The sequence below is a fragment of the Hymenobacter gelipurpurascens genome, assembly GCF_900187375.1.
GTDB lineage: Bacteria > Bacteroidota > Bacteroidia > Cytophagales > Hymenobacteraceae > Hymenobacter > Hymenobacter gelipurpurascens.
Map to the genome: position 1 here is coordinate 1,036,925 of NZ_FYEW01000001.1, position 23,881 is coordinate 1,060,805.

A 23,881-nucleotide genomic window follows, 5' to 3' on the forward strand; every position below is an offset into this window, starting at 1 on the left:
CAACAATTGAAAGCCACCAAAGAAGAAGCAATCAGATTAGCAGTTAGCGCAGAAGGCCCGCAACAAATAAGCCCTCTGCGCCACTGAAATTAGCGGGGCGTAGAGCCGAGAGCCGTCATGCTGGTGCGGGCCTGCTCATACATAGCCAGCTGGGCGGGGCGCAGCAACGACATCAGGTCTGACTCGTAGCGGGCCTGGGCATCAGCCAGACGCTGATCTAAAGCCGCCGAATCAGCACCCAGCAGGCTCTTCAGTTCATCAATCTCCGTGAGCATCCGAACATTCAGCTGCTTTACGCGCAGGTACTGCCCTTCATCCAACCGAGCTTTCTCTGCAATTGTACGCGTCAGGGCTGTAGCACGAGCCTGAACAGCCGAGGGGCCTTCTGATTCAGAAACTGACGACGCCATAGCAACGCTTTGTAAACCGACTAACAGACAAGCGAAAAAGTAGGCTTTTTTCATAGTGGTGAAGGATTAAGTAAGGAAGTGGAAAGTGTGACAGATTTAAGAAGCAGGAGTGACTAAGAGCTGATACTTGGTTTATAAGCGCCATTATCCTATCTGATCCTGATACCCAAACATACAATTTATAATTTAATAAAAAATAGAAATTTTATCACTATTCTATTCTATAACTTTCACTGGAAAATATTATTTTTCTCATTATCAATCATTTAATAGTTAAACCAAAAAGAGAAACTACAAACAAAAAAACCTGGCTGCTTACGCAACCAGGTTCTATAATTTAGCCAAGAGGCTGTTTTACTTACAAAATCCGTAGCTCAATCCGGCGGTTTTGCTGACGGTGTTCCTCCGAGTCGTTGGGTACGAGCGGCTTCGCCTCACCATAGCCTTTAAAACGCAGCCGGTTCGCACTAACGCCTTGCGTCACGAGGTAACTATACACTGATTTAGCCCTGTTCTGCGACAGCGCAACGTTGTCTTCGTCCGTGCCCACATCATCCGTATGCCCCGATACTTCTACCTGAATATCAGGATATTGCTTCATAAAGGCAATAAGGCGGTTTAGCTCTGTCCGCGACTTAGGTTTCAGCGCAAACTCCTTTGTATCAAAGAAAAGGTTGTTGAGTACGATGCTACGCCCCGACCTTACTGGCTCCAAATAAATGTCTAGTGTCAGGGGATTAAACGCCCGCTTATCGGTATAATCGAAACTCAGGCTCTTCATCAGGTATTTGTTGGCCGCCGCATACATGGCGTATTGGCGGCCTTCGTTCAATACCACAGTGTATTCGCCGTTTTCGCTGTCTGAACCAACGTACTGCACCAACTCATCGGTGTTCAGATCATAGAGCTGTACGTCGGCCTGAATGGGCTTTTTGGTAACGGCATCGAATACCCGGCCTTGCGTATAAGTGCTGGTTTCGCGGGCCCTGATAATCTGGGGCACTTCGAAACCAAATAGTTCTACTGGCCGGTCGCGCTCCTGCTTTACGCCAGGCTCAGTTGCCCGTGAGCGAGAACAGAAGCCTCGGCGGTTATCAGAACCGATAAACAAGGAGGCCTCGTTTTCGAAAGTATTCAGTGGATAGCCGAGGTTTTCGGGAGTGCTCCATTTATTCGGGGCCTGCAGCACACACCGATATACATCTAGGCCACCCATCCCCACCAGCCCATCGGTCACGTAGTAAAGTGTCGTGCCGCTGGCATGAATAAAGGGAGCCATATCCTTCCCAGCGGTATTGACAGGTTCGCCCAAGTTGCGAGCAGGCGTCCAGTTACCGTCCGCGTCCAGGGTCGTCATGTAGATATCCTCCTGACCCTTACCCCCGCGGCGCGTGCTGGTGAAATACAACGTGCGCCCGTCGGCGGAGAGCGTCGGCTGCGAGTCCCACTCCGGCGAGTTCACTGTCCGGCCCAGGTTCTGGGGTTTGCTCCAGTTGTTGCCGGTTCGGCGTGAGATGTACAAATCGCAGTTTCCTACGGAGTTCGGCCGGTCACAAGAAGCAAAGACCAGGGTCTTGCCATCACCCGAGATGGTGCCGGCACCTTCGTTGTAACTGGTATTGATGGCCGCAGAAATGGGCGCCGGTTCCCCAATGGCACCCTCTTTCGTGAAGGTACTGATGAACAGGTCTTCCCCGCTTTCCGACGTTGGGCGGCCTGTGAAGAGCAGGAAACGGTTATCAGCCGTGAGGGCCGGAAAATATTGAAACCGAAACCTGTTGAGCGGTTCGCCTAAGCGCTCCGGCTGCGGCCCTGTAGGGGCTGCCATGGCCTTCTTGGCAAACTCACAGTTCAGCAATTGCCGCTGAGCACGCGGGCCATTCCGGTTGCTCTTGGGAGCCGATTTGAGGTACTTCTTATAGCTGTCTGCCGCCGTAGTATACTCACCAAAGGTCATGGCAAGCTCTCCTAGCGTGAAGTAGTCGTTAGCTCGCAAAGGGTCGAGCGGGAGCTTACTTACACCGTCGCGGTAGGCCTCAAACGCCGGGCGGTTTTCGCCCATGGCTTTCAGCAAAGAGCCTTTCATCACATACGGCTCTCCCAGTGAAGGAAACTTCTGGTTTAGCTGATTGAGTGTTTCAATAGCCTTCGTGAAGTCACGATCTTTGGCTTGTGCCTGCGCTTTTTCCCAAAGGTTACGGGCTTTGGAGTTGGTAGTAGCCAGTTTGGCCTGCGCGGCAGCACTCATGGGAAGTAGCCCACCAGCTAGCAGGAGCACAAACAAGGGAGCAGAAAGCAGACGGCGCATAGAAAGGCGGTAGGAGGCTACGGGATATCGAGGAATTTGTGTGTCTGTAACGACACCTGCCACTTGGGGTTCTCCTTCACGTAGTCAACAATGAGCGGCATCATTTGCGAAACTTTGCTCCACTCGGGCTGCAGATATAGCCGGCAGCTGGGGCTCACTAAAGCGGCATGCTGCTCTGCCCAGGCAAAATCAGACTTATTAAACACGATTATTTTCAGCTCATGAGCTGCAGCCAGCACTTCTGGCAATGGTGCCTTGAATTTTTTGGGCGAGACGCAAATCCAGTCCCATTCGCCGCTTAGCGGGTAAGCGCCGCTGGTTTCAATCCAGTTCTGGCACCCGGCCGCGTGCAAAGCTGCCGTGAGGTGGCCTAGGTTATGCATGAGGGGCTCGCCCCCCGTAATAACCACGTTGCGCCCGGCGTGGGCAGTAGTAGTGGCGACAATATCTGGAATAGATACCCGCGGATGCGCGTCAGCATCCCAGGATTCTTTCACATCACACCATACGCAGCCTACGTCGCAACCACCCAGGCGGACGAAGTAGGCAGCGCGGCCGGTGTTGTAGCCTTCGCCCTGAATGGTGTAAAACTGCTCCATCACGGGCAGTGCAGGTGCCGGAGCCCCACCTGTCGGGGCCACCGACGCAATAGGAAGTTCGTGCAGCAAAATAGGGTATTCTAAAAACGACAAACCGGGCCGTCAGATGGGCAGAAACCAGGAGCTTCCATTGCCTTTTCTAACGGCCCGACTTTAAAAGTAGTACAACGCCTTGAAATCTAAAAGCCTGAAGCAGCTTTGATTGGATTTTACAAGGTAAACCAACGATGCAGGCTTATTACCAGGCAGGCCTAGGCCAGCGTACTGGCCTAGGCCTGTTTCGGATACACTTCCCCTTTAGCAGCCCGCAGGGTATTGAGCAAGAGCATGGCAATGGTCATGGGACCCACGCCACCCGGAACCGGAGTAATGTAGGAGGTAAGCGGCGCAACTTCAGCAAAGTTAACGTCGCCTTTCAGGGCCCAGCCCGACTTCTTGGTGGCATCCTCTACCCGGGTGGTGCCCACATCAATAACCACCGCACCCGGCTTCACCATATCGGCCGTTACGAACTCCGGTCGGCCTAGGGCAGCCACCAGAATGTCAGCGGTACGGGTGATTTCGGCCAGGTTCTGTGTGCGCGAATGACATAAAGTAACCGTGCAGTTTCCAGGCTCTAAGTTCTTAGCCAACAGTATGCTAACCGGTGTTCCAACAATATTCGAACGACCAATAACCACGCAGTGCTTGCCATCCGTCACAAGTTCGTAGCGGCGCAACAGCTCCACAATACCCGAAGGCGTGGCAGGCAGCAAGGCCGGTAGGCCTGCCACCATCCGCCCAATATTCATTGGGTGAAAGCCATCCACATCCTTTTCGGGCATTACCGCTTCAATCACCTTGTTGGTATCGATATGGCGCGGTAAGGGCAACTGCACAATGAAGCCATCAATCTCAGGGTCGTGGTTGAGCTCCTCTACTTTGGCCAATAGCTCAGCCTCCGTAATGGTGTCCTCGTAGCGGAGCAGCGTGCTCTCGAACCCTACCCGTTCGCAGGCAAGTACTTTGTTGCGGACGTAGGTTTCGGAACCGCCATCGTGGCCTACCAGAATGGCGGCCAAGTGTGGCACCTTATGGCCAGCTGCTTTCAGCTGGGTTACCTCCGCAGCAATTTCTTCTTTGATAGCCTCTGCGGTTTGCTTTCCGTCGATGAGGCGGTAGGTGGTAGCTTCGGGCGCTGTGGTCATGCGAACGTGTATGTGGTTAGTCCTGAGTTGGTGCTTTCTTTTCCTTATGCGCTGCAATAGCGGCATGGCCAGCGGCCATTAGGGCTTTCTCCATCGTAGGCCAGTCATCCCTCCACCGGAATTTGTGCTCTTGCCCTTTGCGGATCTTTTCTAGCTGCTCCTCGGAGGTACAGTTCTTGGTGAGTTTGTCTGGCATTTGATTGACGATAAAATCATAGCACGCCGTGTCAAGAAGTGTATGAGTGAAAAAAAGGAGATACAGGCACAAAAAAAACGCGCCTTTGTGAGGCGCGTTTCACTCTTTAATCGATTTTCAAGACGGCCAGGAAGGCCTCTTGAGGAATTTCTACGGAACCCACTTGGCGCATCCGCTTCTTGCCTTCTTTCTGCTTTTCAAGCAGTTTGCGCTTCCGGCTAATGTCGCCGCCGTAGCACTTGGCAATTACGTTTTTGCGCAGGGCCTTCACGGTTTCCCGCGAAATGATTTTTTGCCCGATGCTGGCCTGAATGGCTATTTCGAACTGCTGGCGTGGAAGGAGCTCCCGGAGCTTTTCGCAGAGGCGGCGGCCCCATTCATAGCTCTTGGAGCGGTGCACGATGGCCGACAACGCATCGACCTTCTCTCCGTTCAGCATGATATCGAGCTTCACCATATCCGACTCACGGAAACCGATCAGCTCGTAATCCAGGGAGGCGTATCCGCGCGAAATAGTCTTGAGCTTATCGAAGAAGTCGAACACGATTTCCGACAGCGGCAGCTCAAACGACAGCTCCACTCGCTCACTGGTCAGGTAGCTCTGGCCTTTGATGATGCCGCGCTTTTCCATACACAGCGTGATGATGGGACCTACATAGTCGGCAGCCGTGATAATCTGGGCCTTGATGTAGGGCTCTTCAATCAGCTTGATCATGTTCGGCTCCGGCATTTCGCTTGGGGCGTTGATGGTCAGGAGCTGATCTTTGGTGCCGGTGGCGTGGAACTGCACCGACGGCACAGTGGTAATTACCGTCATGTTGAACTCGCGCTCCAGGCGCTCCTGCACGATTTCCATATGCAGCATGCCCAGGAAGCCGCAACGGAAACCGAAGCCTAGGGCAACGGATGTTTCGGGTTCCCATACCAGCGAGGCATCGTTGAGCTGCAGCTTTTCCATGCACGAGCGGAGTTCCTCGTACTCGGTGGTATCCACAGGGTAGATACCGGCAAATACCATCGGTTTCACATCGGCAAAGCCCTGAATGGCTTCAGCGGTAGGCCTGGCCACGTGCGTGATGGTATCACCCACCTTTACTTCGCGGGCCTCTTTGATACCTGAAATCAGGTAGCCTACGTTGCCGGCGCTCATTTCCAGGCGCGGTTCCTGGTTGAGGCCCAGGATACCGATTTCATCGGCGCCGTATTCCTTGCCGGTGGCCATGAAGCGGAGCTTATCGCCCTTTTTCATGGTGCCGTTCTTGATGCGAAACAGAACCTCGATGCCGCGATACGAGTTGAAAACGGAGTCGAAAATAAGGGCCTGCAAAGGCGCTTCCGGGTCGCCGGCCGGAGCCGGAATCCGCTCACAGATAGCGTTCAGGATGGCTTCAATGCCGATGCCCGATTTACCCGAGGCCGGAATGATTTCGTCCCGGTCGCAGCCGATGAGGTCCACAATCTCGTCTGACACCTCCTCCGGCATGGAGTGGGGCAAGTCGATTTTGTTGAGAACCGGGATGATGGTCAGGTCGGAGCCGATGGCCAGGTACAAGTTCGAAATCGTCTGGGCCTCGATGCCCTGCGACGAGTCCACAATCAGCAAAGCGCCTTCGCAGGCGGCAATGGAGCGGGATACTTCGTAGCTGAAATCGACGTGACCGGGCGTATCGATTAGGTTGAGCGTGTAGATTTCCCCTTTGTAGGGGTACTGCATCTGGATGGCGTGGCTCTTGATGGTAATGCCTCGCTCCCGCTCCAAATCCATGTTGTCGAGAAGCTGAGCTTGCATATCGCGCTTCGAGACGGTGCTGGTAAATTCCAGCAGGCGGTCGGCCAAGGTACTCTTACCGTGGTCGATGTGGGCGATGATGCAGAAATTGCGGATGTTCTTCACTAGAGGCGGTTTTTTCCGAAGGCGAAGGTACGCAAAATGGCCGCAAAAAGCTAATGGAGGCCCTTGGCACTTCCGCGCATGCCGCTAGGCCACTTGCGGTATCGGGCATATTTCGTTGCCTTACAGAAGCCATATTTTCCGACAAAAGACTGTGTGGGGAGTGGCCTAGCGCTTGGTCCCGACTAACGCTACTGGCAAATACGGGCGCTCAACTGTGCTATAGTCGCAAAGAGGCGCTGTATCGTCTCAACTGTGCCCGGCGCAATAGCCGAAGCCCCAGGAAACCCGTTGTTTGGTGGAAATCCTTCCTAACCAAACTACCAAAATCATTATGGGAATTACCCTCGAACAAGCACAGGCCGCCCTTCATGCAGCCCATCAAAAGTCTATGGACATGGGCCTCAAGATGAATATTGCAGTGGTGGACGCCGGCGCTAACCTCACCGCCTTTATCCGGATGGACGACGCCTGGCTGGGCTCACTCGACATTTCCATTAAGAAAGCTAAAACCGCCCGTTTCTTTGATATGCCAACCGGCGCTATTGGAGGACTCTCCCAGCCCGGCGGCTCACTCTACAATATTGAGCACTCCAACGGCGGCCTCATCACCTTCCCCGGCGGAATTCCCATTAAGGACGCCAGCGGCCGCGTTATTGGGGCCATCGGCGTATCCGGCGACTCCGTGGAAAACGACCACACCGTAGCCGAAGCCGGTATGCAGGCCGTGGCAAACCGCTAGAGTGGCCTAGGCCACTTCACTTCCTTCATTTTTCAGGCAATAACCATGGCAGATAACAGAGGCGTAGTATATATGGGGCCCGGTAAAGTCGAGGTTCAGAATATTGCTTTCCCCGAGCTGAAGAACCCCAAAGGCAAGAAGATCACGCACGGGGTTATTTTGAAAGTGGTTTCCACCAACATCTGTGGCTCCGACCAACACATGGTGCGTGGCCGCACCACCGCCCCCAAAGGCCTAGTGTTAGGCCACGAAATTACGGGCGAGGTGGTGGAAGCGGGCACCGATGTAGAGTTTCTGAAGAAAGGCGACCTGGTGTCGGTGCCGTTTAACGTGGCCTGCGGGCGCTGCCGCAACTGCAAAGAGCAGCAAACCGGCATTTGCCTGACCGTGAACGAAGGCCGCGCCGGCGGCGCCTACGGCTACGTGGACATGGGCGGCTGGGTAGGCGGTCAGGCTGAGTATGTGATGGTGCCCTACGCCGATTTCAACCTGTTGCGCTTCCCCGACAAGGACCAGGCGATGGAGAAAATCCGGGACCTGACGATGCTCAGCGACATCTTCCCGACCGGTTTCCACGGCGCCGTTAAGGCCGGCGTGGGCCCTGGAGCCACCGTGTACATTGCCGGCGCGGGTCCGGTAGGCCTAGCGGCCGCGGCCTCCGCCCAGTTGCTGGGCGCCGCCGTGGTTATCGTCGGCGACCTGAACAAGGCCCGGCTGGCTCACGCCCGCTCCTTCGGCTGCGAAACTGTGGACCTTACCGAAAACGCCACCCTGGCCGAGCAGATTGCCCAGATTCTGGGTGTGCCCGAGGTAGACTGCGCCGTAGACTGCGTGGGCTTTGAGGCGCACGGCGAAGGCAAAACCTCCAAGGATGAGGTACCCGCGGCGGTGCTCAATTCCCTCATGGAAATTGCGCGGGCTGGTGGCTCTATTGGTATCCCGGGCCTCTACGTGACCGAAGACCCCGGCTCCAAAGACACAGCCGCGCAAAAAGGCAGCCTCTCGATTCGCTTTGGGTTAGGCTGGGCCAAGAGCCACTCCTTCTATACCGGCCAGACGCCCGTGCTGAGCTACAACCGCCAGCTGATGCAGGCGATTCTCTACGACAAAGTGCAGATTGCCAAAGCCGTGAACGTGGAGGTCATCAGCCTGGATGATGCGCCGCGGGGCTACGAGGAGTTTGATAGCGGCGTGGCGAAGAAGTTCGTCATCAACCCGCACAATATGATTCCAACCACAAAGTCAAAAGCGAAAGTAAAAGAGACGGCCTAGCCTATTATTCGTGTTCAAACGTTGCGCTCAGCCGGGCTTCCTATCAGGGGAGTCCGGCTGTTTGCGTTGGGAGGTGCAACCCGCCAGGTCACTTAGGGCTCCTGAGAGCAGTTCATCACTAGCTCCTCTCCTATTTTAATTATGCGCTTTCATCCCCGCTACTGGTTATTACCCGCAATCTTCTTGCTTCCCTTATGTGCAGCTACACCCCAGCAAACCCGGCCCTTTGTTACGGATGCCGCTACGGGGGCGCCCGTACCGTATGCCTCAGTGGGGGTGAAGAACAAGCCGATAGGCACCGTGGCAGATGGCCTAGGCCACTTCTCGGCTGATATGCTTGCCACCGCCGCTCCCACCGATACGCTGGTAGTAAGTTGCGTGGGTTATCAGGCCCATAAGTTGCTGGCCCGCGACCTGAGTGGCCTACGGGAAGTGAAGCTGCAGCCCCAGACGCACGCGTTGCAGGAAGTGCGGGTGCGGGCCGCTGGCTGGAAACAGCACACAATTGGCCGCGATGGTTCCTGGGGTATTACTTTCTATAATTTTCACCTGGCCTCTGACAAGGACCCCGCCCGAAAACTGGGCCGGGAGGTAGGCACTATTCTGCACGTTAAGCCCGAGAGCTTTCTGGATGATGCGCACGTGTACATCGGAGGCAACACGTTTCAAAACCTGCGCTTCCGCCTGAATGTGCGCGCCCTCGATGCAGAGGACCACCCAACCACCAGCCTGCTTTCTCAGGATGTGCAGTTCGCGGTAGCGGCTGGCGCCACCGGCTGGCAGCACATTGATTTAAAGCCTTATCAGGTGAACGTAGGCCAGCAAGAGCGCGTGGCTGTTACCGTTGAGTGGCTGGATGGCAGCCCCACCGAGAAAAAAGCGTGGTATATGCTCACCATCCCGGCCGCACTATCGGCTACGCACCGCATGGTATTCCGGGATAAGTCGGAGGATTCGTGGAAAGTACAGCCCGTGAATCTGAGCCTTTATGCGACGGCTCGAAGCCCAAGGGGCTAAGAGTTGCTTACTGGCTAGGCCAGTAAACGCCACACTAACACTTGCATTCCAAGGCGCGTAAAGTAGTGAAGTGCCCGTTTGGGCCAAACCTATTTCTTTCACTTCACCTCTCCCCTCCTATGATCGTTCAACTGAATCCCGAAGCTGTAAAGTTTGCCAAGCAACTCATTCAGGATGGCAAACTGAAGAACGACCAAGGCCACTGGGGCCAGTACAACCCCGACTCCAGCGCCGAAAACAAGTTCCTGGAAAAGCACGAAATAGCCGAATATGGCCAGTGGCACCTCGGCCTCGACAAGAGCAAAGGCGAAGACACCAAAGGCCGCTACCACTTCCCCTATGGTGACTTCAAAACCGTCCACCGCGACGGCCTGATTGCCGCCAAGGAGCGCGCCGCCCAACAAGGCTATTCCGATATTGAAAAAGCCGCCGATGACCTGCTTCAGGCTCTGGAAAAGAAAGCCACGAAGTAGAGCAAGTGGCCTAGAAGCAGCACAGCCGGACCGCTCTGGAGCAGTCCGGCTGTTTCATTTTTGCCTTATTTGACACTGGTAGAAACTGTTAAAGTATTGGGCAAGAGCGTCCAGTGAAACGCTGCTACCGGAGTTTACGCTACAGCTCTCGGAGTTCCGGTAACTTTGCCTGATTCTAGGCCAACTGATAATTTATACATGAGTGAATTGAACATTCCTCCTAGCCCTGAAGCTATTGCTAGCTTTCTGAAGTCGATTGACTTCACACCACCTGAATGGTACATAAACCTGATGAGTCAAACTCATGAAAAGATCTTTGATTTTGAGGGAGGAAAGTATCTACACCTTTAGCCTTTGATTGAAGTCGCGGAAATACACGAGGGATACAATAATGATGAAGAGTACTTCCCTGGTTTCTTTTTAATTGGCACTTATGAAGTTGGAGAAGCTTGTGCTATTGAAAAGAAAACAAGCCACATCTACACTGTTCCTTTTATCGGTGATATTCCAGAGGATACGACGTACATAGGAAAGAAACTCGAAGACTTAATACACTACTTGCAAGAATCTTGGTGATAAAAAGCCCTAGGCCACCACGCCGGGGCTTTTTTCGTACCTTCGCTACCCCAAAATCCACCCTAATCCCCCGCGCTATGCAAGCAGCTCCTGTAGCTCCGTATAAGCCCCAGAACCATATCCGCATCGTGACGGCGGCTGCCCTATTTGATGGGCACGACGCCGCTATCAACATCATGCGCCGCATTATTCAGAGCAGCGGCGCCGAAGTCATTCACCTAGGCCACAACCGCTCGGTGCAGGAAATTGTGGACTGTGCCATTCAGGAAGATGCTCAGGCCATTGCCATCACCTCTTATCAGGGTGGCCACAACGAGTACTTCAAGTACATGTATGACCTGCTGAAGGAGCGCGGCGCGGGGCATGTGAAGATCTTCGGCGGTGGCGGCGGCGTAATTCTGCCCACCGAGATAGAGGACCTAGAGGCCTACGGTATTACCCGGATCTACTCCCCCGACCACGGCCGTGCCATGGGCCTGCAGGGTATGATCAATGATCTGCTGCAGAAGTCGGACTTCCCTACTGGCCAGAACCTCAACGGCGAGGCCGGCCACGTGAAGGAGAAAGACGCCCGTAGCATTGGCCGCCTGATTTCCGCCGCTGAGAACTTCCCCCAGGAGTTTGAGCGCGTGAAAGGTCAGCTGATTGCGGATTTCCAGAAGTCGGAGTTTGGCTCTGATCAGCGCATTAATGATGCTTCTTCGGAGCCAAAGAAGGCGCCGATTCTGGGCATCACGGGCACAGGTGGTGCGGGTAAATCGTCGCTCGTGGATGAGCTGGTACGCCGGTTCCTGCTCGACTTCCCGGAGAAGACCATTGCCATTATCTCCGTTGACCCCAGCAAGCGCAAAACCGGCGGGGCCCTGCTCGGCGACCGGATTCGGATGAACTCCATCAACTCGCCGCGCGTGTACATGCGCAGCCTTGCCACGCGCCAGAGCAACCTCGCCCTGAGCCGCTACGTGCAGGATGCCGTGGACGTAGTACGCGCCGCCGACTTCGACCTGATTATCCTCGAAACCTCGGGCATAGGCCAGTCGGACACCGAAATTATTGAGCATTCTGATGCCAGCCTCTACGTGATGACGCCCGAGTACGGGGCTGCCACCCAGCTGGAGAAAATCGACATGCTCGATTTCGCCGACGTCATTGCTCTTAATAAGTTCGACAAGCGCGGCGCCCTTGATGCCCTACGCGACGTGCGCAAGCAGTACCAACGCAACCACCAGCTCTGGGAAAAGCCGCTGGAGGAGATGCCCGTGTTCGGCACCATCGCCTCGCAGTTCAATGACCCCGGCATGAACCGCCTCTACCGCGCCGTGCTGGCTACCGTAGAAGCCAAGACGGGCGTGCCGTTTGCGTCTCACCTCGAAACCTCCACCGAGGATTCGGAGAAGATTTATATCATTCCGCCTCACCGCACGCGTTACCTTTCTGAAATAGCCGAAACCAACCGCCAGTATGACCAGTGGGTTCAAAAACAGTCTGACGTCGCTCAGCAACTTTACGGAATCAGGCAGGCAATTGGAGCCGTCCAAAGCCTCGACGCAAACGTCACCCCTGGAGGATCTGGCGCCGGGAACAGCAGCCACGGACCCGACGCACGAGGCCTCGTGGCCGGCCTGGAGGGCACCTTCGAGGAGATCAAGCTTCGGCTGGACGGGCAGAACTGGAAGCTTCTGGAGGCCTGGCCGCAAAAGGTAGTCGCCTACAAAGCACCCGAGTTCATCTTCAAGGTGCGCGACAAGGAAATCCGCATCCAGACGCACACCACCAGCCTCAGCAACCAGCAGATTCCGAAGGTAAGCCTCCCCCGCTACACCGCGTGGGGCGACTTGCTGAAGTGGCAGCTGCAGGAGAACGTACCCGGCGAGTTCCCTTATACCGCCGGCGTGTTTCCCTTCAAGCGCGAAGGCGAAGACCCGACTCGTATGTTTGCCGGCGAAGGTGGCCCCGAGCGCACCAACCGTCGCTTCCACTACGTATCGGCAGGCCTACCGGCCAAGCGCCTGAGCACGGCCTTCGACTCAGTAACGCTCTACGGCGAAGACCCGAACCACCGGCCCGATATTTATGGCAAAATTGGCAACTCCGGCGTAAACGTGAGTAGCCTCGACGACGCCAAGAAGCTCTACTCCGGCTTCAACCTAGCCAACCCTAGTACGTCGGTATCGATGACCATCAACGGTCCGGCTGCCACAATTGCTGCCTTCTTCATGAACGCCGCCATTGACCAGCAGTGCGAGCTATACATAAAGGAGCATGGCTTAGAGGACGAGGTAAACCAGAAGATCGAGACTATTTATAAGGATAAAGGTGTAACGCGCCCGAGCTACCAGGGCGAGCTGCCCGCCGGCAATGATGGCCTAGGCCTCATGCTGCTCGGCGTGACCGGCGACCAAGTGTTGCCCGCCGATGTATACCTAGACATCAAAACCCTCACTCTCAGCCAGGTACGCGGCACCGTGCAAGCCGACATCCTGAAGGAAGACCAGGCCCAGAACACCTGCATCTTCTCCACGGAATTCGCCCTCCGCCTCATGGGCGACGTGCAGGAGTACTTCATCAAGGAGAAGGTCCGCAACTTCTACTCGGTGTCGATTTCCGGCTACCACATTGCTGAGGCTGGCGCCAACCCCATTACCCAGTTGGCCCTTACGCTCAGCAACGGCTTCACTTTCGTGGAATACTACGTGAGCCGGGGCATGGACGTGAACGACTTTGCACCCAATCTGTCGTTCTTCTTCTCCAACGGCATTGACCCGGAGTATGCCGTAATTGGCCGCGTGGCGCGCCGCATCTGGGCCAAGGCCATGAAGCTGAAGTACGGCGCCAACGCCCGCTCGCAGATGTTAAAGTACCACATCCAGACCAGCGGCCGGAGCCTGCACGCCCAGGAAATCGACTTCAACGATATCCGCACCACGCTGCAGGCTCTCTACGCCATCTACGACAACTGCAACTCTCTGCACACCAACGCCTACGATGAGGCCATTACTACGCCTACCGAAGAATCGGTGCGTCGGGCCATGGCCATTCAGCTCATCATCAACCGCGAGCTAGGCCTAGCGAAGAACGAAAACCCACTGCAAGGGTCATTCATCATCGAGGAGCTCACGGACCTCGTTGAAGAAGCCGTCCTGACGGAGTTTGACCGCATCAACGAGCGCGGAGGCGTGCTCGGGGCCATGGAAACCATGTACCAGCGTGGCAAGATTCAGGAGGAAAGCATGCACTACGAGATGCTCAAGCACACGGGCGAGTATCCCATCATTGGTGTGAATACCTTTCTCTCCTCGAAAGGCTCGCCCACGGTGGTACCCGCCGAGGTTATCCGCGCAACGGAGGAGGAAAAGCAGTTCCAAATTACGATGCTGCAGAACCTGCACGCCCGCAACGCTAGCACCACCGAGCAGCGCCTGAAGCAGCTACAACAGGTAGCTGTAGCCAACGGCAACCTCTTCGAGGAACTGATGGAAACCGTGAAGTTTTGCTCCCTAGGCCAGGTCACCAATGCCTTGTTTGAGGTAGGCGGACAGTACCGCCGGAATATGTAAATCGATTTTCGGACTAAGTTAAAAGGGCGCTACTTCAACGAAGTAGCGCCCTTTTCATTGTCATACAATCTACTATATGAAACATACCGAGAAACTAAATGCTATCCTTCGTGAACTTTATGCCCGAGGTTCTGATAAAATGGATCAGATGTTAAAGACCAAACATGCCCATCTTATTATCTGCAGCGAAAAGGATAACCTATCCGCCATCCTGCGCGACCTGAAGCGGCACATGTCCAAAACCATTCTGAAAGCCATTGAGGAGAATGGGCAGTAAAGCCGCCATGAGTAGCTGCTTTGGATGTTTGGACGGGCCGGGCAGCGCAACAGTCACAACGAGAAATATCAGTTCTGGCAGCAGTATAGCCATCCTATTGAACTGCACTCCCACGAGATGCACCGGCAGCGACTGGAGTATCTTCATGGCAACCCTGTCGTGGCGGGCTTTGTAGACACGCCCGAGGAACTTCAATATAGCAGCGCCCGTAACTACACCGGACGACCGGGGTTGCTGGAGGTACTGTTCATGGGCTAAACTGTCCCCGCTACAGGAGCGCCGTGCCTACTTCCGGCAATTGCCTAGCTTTACCCCATGCGCACTGCTTTCATTAGGTGGAAAAGTACCATATTACTATTACTGATAGGCCTAGCCGCCTGCTCTTCCCCTGATCAACAGACCAGCGCCCCTGTTCAGGACCCAAAGACAGGCGAAGTGTACGCCCAGCGGCGCGTAGTGGTGTCCGATACGCTTATCCGGGGCCGCATCCTCGACCGCAACGACTCCGTGCTAGTAGATACGCGCATGCAATACCTGCTGAAGCTGCCGCGCCGCCCCCCTCTCGACACGCTGGCGCTAGGCCTGTTGCTGGGTTGGGACTCCACAACCGTTCGGCGGCGTATTGCCAATGCCCTGCCCTACGAAGAAGCCCCGGCCGGCTACCCGGTTCAGCTTCGGCTAACTGCCACCGAAGCCAAACGCGTCCGTCGCGACAGCGCCGAGTGGCCTAGCCTGGTTCTGACTGAGCGCCGACAACGCACCTATACTACCAACGCGGGTGCTCCGGTGCTGGGCTATAAAGGCTCCGAGGCTCAGGCGTTTTTTGGCCAAGCCAAACGCTACCGGCGAGGCCGTTTTTATCGGCTGCGGAGTGGTGGCGTTGAGACCTACTATAATGGGTTGCTCAACGGACGCCACGGCTACCTTCACCCCCTTGTAGATGCCAAGGGCAAGGAGCACGGCACCTGGGCGAAGGACACCACCTTTCAGCAAGGCCAAGACCTGCACCTGACCATTGATGTGAAGCTGCAGGCCTACGCTGAGAAGCTGCTCGGTGGCCGCAAGGGCTACCTAGTGGCTATCGATCCGCGCACGGGCGAAATACTGGCCTACGTGTCGGCGCCCGTTTATGAGGCCGCTACTCTTACCGCCCCCGACCGAGCCGGGGTGCGCGCCAAGCTGTTGCAAAGCGAGAATATGCCGCTGCTGAATCGGCCTGCCATGGTGGCCAACCCGCCGGGCTCGGTGTTCAAGCTGGTGAATGCGGCCGTGGCCCTGCAACTGGGTGCCATCAGCCCCACCACGGGGTTTCGCTGCGACCAGTCGCTGATCAGCTGCGTGCACGACCACCGTCCGGCTAAAACCCTTACGGCGGGCCTGAAGTACAGCTGCAACCCCTACTTCTACCAAGTGATGCGCAACCTCATTGACCGCATGCCGGATAGTCTGGCCGCGGTGGATACGGTGGCAGCCCGCCACGCTAACCTGGCCCTTTGGCGCCGTTACGTCCGGTCGTTTGGGCTGGACTCGGTGCTGGGTGTGGATGTACCGCGCGAAGTACCGGGCTTTCTGCCTACCCCAGCGTATTACGACAAAGCTCGCCGCACCACTCGCTGGACGTACCGTTCTATCTATTCACTCAGCATCGGGCAGGGTGAAATCAACCTCACGGGCCTCCAGATGGCCAATATGGCGGCCATCATTGCCAACCGCGGCTGGTACTACCCGCCTCATCTGGTGCGCAAAGTTGGGGAAGGCGGGCCGCTGCCACGCTTCCTTGAAAAGCACCGCACCCTCATCGACAGCGTGCACTTTGCCGAACTCATTCCGGGCATGGTAGCCGTGATGCAGCGCGGCGGCACCGCCGATGCCTCCAGCCTCGCCGATGTGGGCATCACGGTGGCAGGCAAAACCGGCACCGTAGAAAACGACGAGGGCGACGACCACGCCGCCTTCGTAGGTTTCGCGCCGGCCAGCAACCCCAAAATAGCCGTGGCGGTGTACCTCGAAAACGGCGGCTTTGGAGCCAAGGCCGCCGCGCCCTGCGCCGTGATGGTAATGGAGAAGTACTTGCGCGGCAGCATCGCGGCCAAGCGTAAGCGCTGGGAAAAGCGCATTCAGAACCGGGCTCGGCAAGATGAGTGAATATAATTGGACTTCACATATAACCCAGCAAATCAAGCGTTGACATACTGCTTCTCACTTGGGTGACTATCACCTTGTCCCATAAGGAGGGGCAAGAAAATGAGTATGTCATTAATAGAAGGTGGTGGTCTAAGTGGGTGTGAAAGGCGTATAGCTGTTTATGATAACAACGAGCCAACGTTGCGGGCGCTGTCACAGCCTACACGTGCGCAGAAATGGCAGTAGTCATGGCCGCCCTAAGTAACAGTGTACTAGCTGCACCTATCAAGGGTACTCTCAAACTGCTGCCCCAGCGCGCGCTACCCTGTACGCCCATGTAGAGAAGTTGCTGGTCAAGCACGTATCCCAGCGCGCCATTGCACGCCTGATGGGTGTCGCTCGATCACAGCAGCCAAGCTGGCAAAAAAATGCGCAGGCACCGCTCCTAATCAGTCGCCTCCCCGTTCGGACGCAGGTACTGGGGATGGATGAAATGTGGCCCTTTGTGGGCCGTAGGCGCTGAAAAGTCTGAATAGAGTTAGCTGTCGCGCGGCACAGCCGGCGGATCGTGGCCTGGGTGCTCGGTACGCGCGGGACAGCCACGGCACAGCGGCTCTAGCTAGCCGTGCCGTGGCTGTGTTACACCGGCACCTAGTACTTTACGATGTGTGAGAGCCGTATCGAGGGTCGCTACCGCTCGCCGCCCATCGCCCTAGTCCCAAAGGTAGTGGTCATAATAGCATCATCGAAGCAGTGAAGTGTTCCCTGCGCCAGCGTTGTGCCGTACTGGCGGGTAAGTCATGCTCCTTTAGTCGCTCTATAGGCATGAATCGAATCTGGCTGCAACTCTGCATTGATGACCAAGATCAACGATTCACACCAAATTAGGCCACCTCCTAATAGAAATAGTTGATATTTACTGGCATTATCATGAATTTATTCATACATTAACACAGTTTATAACCGTCAATAAACATTGATCAACAGCCAAATTTTTGCTTTTTTAATTTTTTAATATATGAACATCCTAAAATTAATAAAAAATAAATATTTGCTTTTTTTAATTTGCAAAATAGGATATATGAGAAAAAATTTAAATTTAAGAAGCCTAAGAATGTATCACAAAGGCAGGTTTTTTATTTATGATGTAAATGGCTTTAATATGGCATCAGAATCATTTAGCTGGTATTTACATAAGTACTTATTGGAACAGGACGTAACCAATATTAGCGGTAAATTCTATCGTCCTTGCGCGGGTGACGTAGTCCTAGATATCGGAGCTGGACTAGGGGAAGAGACGTGTATTTATGCCGATCTTGTCTCCCCAAAGGGAGCAGTATATGCGGTGGAGGCTAACCCGATGGTATATGAAGTACTCCAGGAAGTTATTAAGCTGAATAATTTTACTAACGTGCACCTTTTTAATATTGCAATCAGTGAGCAGCAGGAGTTAGTTCGTATTGACGATGCACCCGACACCTATTTAGCTTCCTCACTGAACAATGTAAAAAAAGGCACAATATACGAAGTGCAAGGTCTACCACTGCATGAATTTTGTTCTTTCTACAATATTCACCAAATAGATTTGCTGAAAGTAAATATTGAGGGAGCCGAACGTTATCTAGCAACTGCTTTCGAACGGCCTGAACTTGATATTAGACACGTTGCTATTTCATGTCATAATTTTCGCTTTACCAAAGAAGGAAACGAATTTTTCCGTACGAAAGCATTGGTGAGCGACTACTTAAAGCGTAATGGGTATGCTATAATTAGCCAATGTACTGGCACGGATTACATTGATGATTGGGTTTATGGCACCAAAATGCGATAACATATTTGCTGCTTTCATCAACGTAAAATCTAATAAGGATTTATACAGCGGATTCACAAACGATGTAGCTGTTATTATGTGGCCTACGTAGATGGGGTATGCAAGCGTATTCCTTGGATTTGCGCCAGCGCGTGGCTCAGGCGCTGGCCTAGCCGGATGCTCGGCAGGCGCAGGTAGCGGCCCGCTTTTGTGTGAGCTTGGCCTTCGTGGGCAAGTTGCAGCGTAGGCAGCGGCAAACTGGCTCGATGGCGGGGCGGGCCGCCGGGGTGGTGGCGCAGGTCGGGCACCAGTCGGACGCGACTCTGGCCGAGTTGCGCGACGCGCTGGCGGCCGACACGGGCAGCGGGTGAGCATGGGCGCCGTCTGGCGCGTGCTAGACGAGCACAGGCTGCGGCGCAAAAAAAGTCTGCACGCGGCCGAGCGTGACATGCCCCGTGTGCACGAGCTACGGCGCCAGCACGTAGAAGCGGTGAGCGAGCGCGGCGATGTGCACCGGTTTTACTTCTTGGATGAGACCGGTCTGCACTTGGATTACGCGCGGCGCAACGGCACGGCCCCGCCCGCGCGCCGGCGCGCGGGCGGGGCCGTGCCGTTGCGCCTGGGAAAGAGTCTGACGCTGATCGGGGCACTGGGGGTGCGCGTCCTGAAAGCCGTGCACTGTTGGAAAGGGCCCTTACCGCTTTGCCCTCTACATCCTGCACGTCGCCCCGCAGTTGCGGCGTGGCGACGTGCAGGTGCTCGACAACTTGCCGGTCCACTAGCTGGCCGGGTTGCCGCAAGAGTTGGCCCAACGCGGCGTGGAAGTGTTGTTCCTGCCGCCTTATTGGCCTGACTTCACGCCAGTCGAGCAGGCCTGGAGCAAACTCCAAATCAAGCTGAGCCAGGCCCAGGCGCGCACCGGGGAAGCGCTGGGGGCGGCGCTACAAACCGCCATTGACTGGATCAGCAGCATAGACGCCAAAGCCTGGTTCAATCACTAGGTTTATCACGTACACCGTTCATGAATCCGCTATAACAAAGCTGTAGAATTCGTCTTATCTTATTTTCGTTGCATCAGACTGACTTCGGCTGCAAAGCAGAACCGTCGAGCTGATCATCTACGAGAAACGGCAGCATGCCAGTAGAACTATTTCCGCGGTTAATGGGCTACGGCTCTTTTCTTGTGGATGATTACCGACCCTTCCTGGCAATTTATATCCAGAGGCTCAGTCTTGCTACTATCTGACAAACTAGCCTTACTTAGTATAATGAAAGGCAGCATTTGGTATGGCATTTTAGCCCTGCTGATGACGGGGCAGGTACGAGCTCAATCCCTGGCGGGCATTTGGCAGGGTGTTGAAACCGATACAGGCGAGCGGGGCGCTACTTGGCCGGCTGAACTACGGCTCCAGAAAAGCGGCAGTGCGGGTATGTTTGGTGTACTTTACCAGGAGGTGGGTGGCCAGCCGTTCATCACGGTCACGTTTCAGGTAAAGGGCACGCAAACGGGCAACTCCCTGCGCCTGGAGCATCAGCAAAAGCTCAGCGAAACCGGCCGCACGCCCTTCTCTTATTGGTGCGAAGGTTTCATTAGGTTCACCTACGACCCTGCGCTGGAAAAGCTGACCGGCCACGCCACATACGAGCCCGTAGGCGACTGCGATGTCGGTACGTTTACCTTTTACCGCGTCAGGCTGAAATCGGCGGCTACGGTGCCGGCAGCTATCGAAACCACTCTTCGGGTTTCGGGGCGCAATGTGCTCTGGTATGCCGATGCAAGCCTGAAGCAGCCCGTAAATACGGGCAATACGTATCGCACCAAGCTCACCAAAACCACTACCTTCTACCTGACTCAGGGCTACTACCCTACTCGCCAAAGCGCCGTGGTGCCTATTACCATTCGGGTTACGGGCGCTGCTCCACCGGCCAAACTAAAACCAGTGGTGCCCATTCCGGCTCCGCTCCCACCCGATACTGCCCGGCCGGCCCCAGCGCCTATTCTGGCGCCTGCGCCCGTGGTGCTACCCAACGTATTGTTCAAGCTAGGCACCCCCGATTTGCTGCCCGAAGGCATTCCGGTCCTGGATCAGTTGGCAACGGAGCTCAGGAACCGGCCTACGCTGAAAGTGCGAGTGGCCGGCCACACTGATAAGATTGGGGAGCCAGAAAAAAATCAAGTCTTATCAGAACAGCGGGCCGAAGCGGTGAAAAACTATCTTGTGAAGGCCGGCATTCCCGCTGAGCGCATCAGCACCATTGGTTACGGCGATGCTCGGCCCTTGTATCCCTCGCCCGATGCCCGCAACCGGCGGGTAGAAGTGGAAGACATAAAGTAGCTTTCGAATCATACTCTGTCCTTGCTAGAGCAGAATTCAGTACCTCAATTCTGTGGCCTAGGCCTATCCACATCGTCTCTTACTCTACTCCTCATAGCACCCCGATGCGCGTTTTCCGAACCTGTGCGCTAGCTGCGGCCATTGGCCTGCTAGGCCACTCTGCCAGCCTCGCCCAAACCTCCAGCCTCTGGAATAACAAGCAGTGCGCGGTAGTACTGACCTACGACGACGCCATTGATGTAGACCTCGATAACGCCATTCCGGCCCTCGACTCCCTGAAGCTGCGCGGCACGTTTTACCTGATTGGCTCCTCACCGGTAGTAGCCAAGCGGCTGCCGGAATGGCGCCGTGCCGCCCAGCGTGGACACGAGCTCGGGAACCACGCCCTAATGCACCCCTGCGACGGCAGCCTGCCCGGCCGCACCTTCGTAACGCCCGACAACGACCTGAGCAAGTACACGGTAAGCCGGGCCGTAAGTGAAATAAGGGCTAATAACGTGCTGCTCAACGCCATTGATGGCAAGACGGCGCGCACTTTTGCGTACCCCTGCGGAGACCTGCAGATCGGGGGAGTAAAATTCTACGACCAGCTTCAGAACGATTTCGTGGCGGCCCGCGGTGTAATGGGTGGCCTACAAACCGCCGCCCAAGTAGACCTCACGAACATTGATAGCTACATGATCAATGGCCAATCCGGCGACTACCTGATTGATCTGGTGAAGCAAGCCCAACAATCCCACACGCTGGTGGTGTTCCTATTTCATGGTGTGGGTGGCGGCCACGGGCTTAATGTGGATCTGAAAGCGCATCGGCAGCTGCTGCGCTACTTAAAGGCCCATGAGAAGGACATTTGGGTGGCCCCCATGGTAGAAGTTGCCGAAAAGATCAAGTCGGCTCAGGCTAGCTCTGCCGCGGGCAAAGCCAAAGGGTAAACACCCCAACTGCTCTGACCTACAAGCAAGCACGTTGTCCGGAGCCAGACAGTTGGCGAATGTACCTGAGCTCTAGGCCACTCCCGTTGTCCTTTAGCTACCTAAAAAAGCGTACTGCCCTCTGGTGAGGCAGTACGCTTTTTTAACTTAGTACTCCGCTACTTAATGAAGTTGCCAGCAATGGCCAGTACCGTATTGGGGTCCAGAGGTTCATCAAAGGCCTCTGAAGCTTCAGCCATTGTCACGCCGAAGACGGTTACCAGATTTACGCCGGCCTGCGTCACGTTGGCCTCACTCGGGTAAGTAGCAGCGGGCATGCCAGGACCGTAAACGGGCGCCGTATATAGGGGCGCCGGACCGCCGTTATCGTCGCCGGATATCCAGCTTTTGGGCTTGGAGGTCAGGGGGCCTGGTATTCCCTGCGGACCACCCCGGCGCACCGTCCGGATATGGGAGGCGTGGCGGGCTTCTACTGAGTGAATATTCAGGGCGGCTTCCAGAATAGTGTTGTTGCTGATGAGCAGCGGGGCACCGCCTTTGTAGGCCCGCACGCCGGTATCTTCAAAGGCTTGCGCTACGGCCAGGAAAGTACCGGCATTGGTAAATACATCCGGAAACAGAGGAGCGCGGGCACCACCTTTTGCGCCTGTATAATCGAACGCGCCAGCGCCAGGGTCCGGAATGGCGGAGCTCCCTAGCACGCTGCGCAGGAAATTCACGTGGTTGCGCTCATCATTGCGGATCGTAGTAACAGAATTGCGTAACTGCCCCGTGAGTAAGCCCGGAGCATCGAGGCCCATTTGGTAGAAGTAATACTCCAGGTATTCGAGCTTGAGTGCGAAGTTGAGCACAAACTTAATTTGCTCACTGAGCCCCCCTGACTGGCCATAGGCCTTTTGGAATATGCCACCCAGAGCCAGTGGCACGGCCGCTGCAGCGAGTTTTTTGCCGAAGCCCGCAAAGTGCTGAAACATCTGCCGCCGCTGATCGAGGCGTTCATACACCTCGGGGTCAACACGCTCGATTTCAGTAATCAGATTTAAAATATTCATGGGTAGGACTTTTGACGATACGAGAACAGAAAGAAATGCCTACCCTAGTCGCGGGGCAGCTTGCTGACATTGATTTTAGAACCTGGCTTGAGGTACTTGTTAGCCATAGCGGCTACCTGCGCAGGTCGCAGTGACTTCTCCAGGCCAGTGCTTTGGTCCACTACTTCGGCCGTTACGAAGGTGCCGTACTGAATCAGGTCGCGGATTAAGGCGGCGTGGCGGGCTTCTACGGATACTACTTTACCAGCCAATCCCAGATACACCGGGTTGCTGATGAGAGGTCCGGCGCCGTTGTAGGCCGCCACCCCTAGGTCTTCGAATGCTTTGGCAGCACTGAGTACACTACTGCGGCTTCCAAAGTTGATACTGGAAAAATCGGGCTCCAAGTCCTCAATGGGGGTGCCACCGTTAGCCGCAATGCCCGCCTTGAAGAAATCCCGATGAATGCGCTCGTGCGCTTCGATGTCTTTGAAAACCAGTCTTTCTGCCTCTGAGGCAGAGGCATAATACCCTCCCTTCAACACTTGGGCATAGAAGGCGGCTTCCAACTGCTCGAGCGCGTACGCAAAGTTCAGGATGCCAAAGTCGCCGCTTCCCACATTTACCACACGGTTGTTGTCCTCTTTGCTGTCGCTGCTGGCAGCCTCGCTTAGCTCCTTGTCCAGCTGGTTGTCATCGCAGCCAGCCAACATCAGGCCTGTTAACACTACTCCGGCCCCGGTAAAACGCAAAAAAGATCGGCGCTTCAGCGGCGAACCAGACCTGTTCTCAGCTAATGCAGCTGCAGAACCTTCTTCAAAAATCTCTGACATATATGTAGGATTTAAGCGTGAAAAAGAATACTTATTTCAGCTACGAAGGTCTGATTCAAATTGGATTTACTGTGTCTAAATTCTACACAACTCCTTGTGCAAGTGTGCATTTACAGCGCCATTAATTGCATAAATTATTACATAACTGCACTTTACTTCTACTCATACTATAGATTCAGAGCCGCAAGATTTAAGTGGAGACTACTTAGCGACACTTCTACTCAAACCATCAGTAGGCTAACCAATCATTTTGAAGTCAGTCACTATAATATTGGGCTTAACCTGCGTCGGCATTAAGCACAACTCGACA

Annotated in this window: 22 protein-coding genes; 13 read left to right on the plus strand and 9 right to left on the minus strand. The window is 55.1% G+C overall.

What is annotated here, in order from left to right:
• Nucleotides 1-89 precede the first annotated feature (89 nt).
• The 6 genes from CFT68_RS04395 to lepA all read right to left on the minus strand — a co-directional run bounded on the left by CFT68_RS04395 (nucleotide 90) and on the right by lepA (nucleotide 6,594).
• The gene (locus tag CFT68_RS04395) at nucleotides 90-410 is read right to left on the minus strand and encodes a hypothetical protein (protein WP_141106439.1); all 321 of its coding nucleotides are present in this window, start codon (nucleotides 408-410) and stop codon (nucleotides 90-92) included.
• Nucleotides 411-768: 358 nt separating this feature from the next.
• Entirely contained in the window at nucleotides 769-2,718 is a 1,950-nt protein-coding gene (locus CFT68_RS04400; protein WP_088842195.1) for an OmpA family protein, read from the minus strand.
• A 17-nt stretch (nucleotides 2,719-2,735) separates the two neighbouring features.
• A complete protein-coding gene (locus tag CFT68_RS04405; protein WP_088842196.1) occupies nucleotides 2,736-3,317 on the minus strand; it encodes a 7-carboxy-7-deazaguanine synthase QueE in 582 nt (193 codons plus the stop codon).
• A gap of 269 nt (nucleotides 3,318-3,586) precedes the next feature.
• Nucleotides 3,587-4,504: a bifunctional 5,10-methylenetetrahydrofolate dehydrogenase/5,10-methenyltetrahydrofolate cyclohydrolase gene (locus tag CFT68_RS04410; RefSeq protein WP_088842197.1), complete on the minus strand. Its 918-nt coding sequence runs from the start codon at nucleotides 4,502-4,504 to the stop codon at nucleotides 3,587-3,589.
• Nucleotides 4,505-4,520: 16 nt separating this feature from the next.
• Nucleotides 4,521-4,700 (minus strand): hypothetical protein, encoded by a 180-nt coding sequence (locus CFT68_RS04415; RefSeq protein WP_141106440.1) that lies wholly within the window; start codon nucleotides 4,698-4,700, stop codon nucleotides 4,521-4,523.
• 106 nt (nucleotides 4,701-4,806) lie between these two features.
• Entirely contained in the window at nucleotides 4,807-6,594 is a 1,788-nt protein-coding gene (gene lepA / locus CFT68_RS04420; protein ID WP_088842199.1) for a translation elongation factor 4, read from the minus strand.
• Nucleotides 6,595-6,925: 331 nt separating this feature from the next.
• On the opposite strand from lepA, the gene CFT68_RS04425 reads away from it, so the two are divergent.
• The 10 genes from CFT68_RS04425 (at nucleotide 6,926) to CFT68_RS04470 (ending at nucleotide 18,460) form a co-directional block, all read left to right on the plus strand.
• Nucleotides 6,926-7,333, plus strand: a complete 408-nt coding sequence (locus CFT68_RS04425; protein WP_088843668.1) for a GlcG/HbpS family heme-binding protein — start codon at nucleotides 6,926-6,928, stop codon at nucleotides 7,331-7,333.
• A 45-nt stretch (nucleotides 7,334-7,378) separates the two neighbouring features.
• Entirely contained in the window at nucleotides 7,379-8,605 is a 1,227-nt protein-coding gene (gene fdhA / locus CFT68_RS04430; protein WP_088842200.1) for a formaldehyde dehydrogenase, glutathione-independent, read from the plus strand.
• A 141-nt stretch (nucleotides 8,606-8,746) separates the two neighbouring features.
• A complete protein-coding gene (locus CFT68_RS04435) occupies nucleotides 8,747-9,622 on the plus strand; it encodes a carboxypeptidase-like regulatory domain-containing protein (protein WP_088842201.1) in 876 nt (291 codons plus the stop codon).
• A gap of 119 nt (nucleotides 9,623-9,741) precedes the next feature.
• A complete protein-coding gene (locus CFT68_RS04440) occupies nucleotides 9,742-10,095 on the plus strand; it encodes a hypothetical protein (RefSeq protein ID WP_088842202.1) in 354 nt (117 codons plus the stop codon).
• Between the two features lie 354 nt (nucleotides 10,096-10,449).
• On the plus strand, nucleotides 10,450-10,671 hold the full coding sequence (locus CFT68_RS04445; protein WP_088842203.1) for a hypothetical protein: 222 nt from the start codon (nucleotides 10,450-10,452) through the stop codon (nucleotides 10,669-10,671).
• A 77-nt stretch (nucleotides 10,672-10,748) separates the two neighbouring features.
• Nucleotides 10,749-14,228 (plus strand): methylmalonyl-CoA mutase family protein, encoded by a 3,480-nt coding sequence (locus CFT68_RS04450; RefSeq protein WP_088842204.1) that lies wholly within the window; start codon nucleotides 10,749-10,751, stop codon nucleotides 14,226-14,228.
• Nucleotides 14,229-14,376: 148 nt separating this feature from the next.
• Complete coding sequence (locus CFT68_RS22245) at nucleotides 14,377-14,505, plus strand: hypothetical protein (protein ID WP_262490704.1); 129 nt, start codon at nucleotides 14,377-14,379, stop codon at nucleotides 14,503-14,505.
• 24 nt (nucleotides 14,506-14,529) lie between these two features.
• Entirely contained in the window at nucleotides 14,530-14,763 is a 234-nt protein-coding gene (locus CFT68_RS04460; protein WP_088842206.1) for a hypothetical protein, read from the plus strand.
• 57 nt (nucleotides 14,764-14,820) lie between these two features.
• On the plus strand, nucleotides 14,821-16,650 hold the full coding sequence (locus CFT68_RS04465; RefSeq protein WP_088842207.1) for a peptidoglycan D,D-transpeptidase FtsI family protein: 1,830 nt from the start codon (nucleotides 14,821-14,823) through the stop codon (nucleotides 16,648-16,650).
• 997 nt (nucleotides 16,651-17,647) lie between these two features.
• Nucleotides 17,648-18,460 carry an FkbM family methyltransferase gene (locus CFT68_RS04470; RefSeq protein ID WP_088842208.1) on the plus strand — a complete coding sequence of 271 codons (813 nt, stop codon included), beginning with the start codon at nucleotides 17,648-17,650 and terminating at the stop codon, nucleotides 18,458-18,460.
• An 83-nt stretch (nucleotides 18,461-18,543) separates the two neighbouring features.
• On the opposite strand, the gene CFT68_RS21455 is transcribed toward CFT68_RS04470, so the two are convergent.
• Entirely contained in the window at nucleotides 18,544-18,747 is a 204-nt protein-coding gene (locus CFT68_RS21455; RefSeq protein WP_141106441.1) for a hypothetical protein, read from the minus strand.
• Nucleotides 18,748-19,230: 483 nt separating this feature from the next.
• On the opposite strand from CFT68_RS21455, the gene CFT68_RS21460 reads away from it, so the two are divergent.
• From CFT68_RS21460 to CFT68_RS04485, 3 genes are all read left to right on the plus strand, one after another.
• On the plus strand, nucleotides 19,231-19,440 hold the full coding sequence (locus CFT68_RS21460; RefSeq protein ID WP_141106442.1) for a transposase: 210 nt from the start codon (nucleotides 19,231-19,233) through the stop codon (nucleotides 19,438-19,440).
• Between the two features lie 267 nt (nucleotides 19,441-19,707).
• Entirely contained in the window at nucleotides 19,708-20,775 is a 1,068-nt protein-coding gene (locus tag CFT68_RS04480; protein WP_170934693.1) for an OmpA family protein, read from the plus strand.
• Between the two features lie 104 nt (nucleotides 20,776-20,879).
• Entirely contained in the window at nucleotides 20,880-21,707 is an 828-nt protein-coding gene (locus tag CFT68_RS04485; protein WP_088842210.1) for a polysaccharide deacetylase family protein, read from the plus strand.
• Nucleotides 21,708-21,865: 158 nt separating this feature from the next.
• On the opposite strand, the gene CFT68_RS04490 is transcribed toward CFT68_RS04485, so the two are convergent.
• A complete protein-coding gene (locus tag CFT68_RS04490) occupies nucleotides 21,866-22,759 on the minus strand; it encodes a ferritin-like domain-containing protein (protein ID WP_088842211.1) in 894 nt (297 codons plus the stop codon).
• 44 nt (nucleotides 22,760-22,803) lie between these two features.
• The gene (locus tag CFT68_RS04495) at nucleotides 22,804-23,571 is read right to left on the minus strand and encodes a ferritin-like domain-containing protein (RefSeq protein WP_088842212.1); all 768 of its coding nucleotides are present in this window, start codon (nucleotides 23,569-23,571) and stop codon (nucleotides 22,804-22,806) included.
• Nucleotides 23,572-23,881 lie beyond the last annotated feature (310 nt).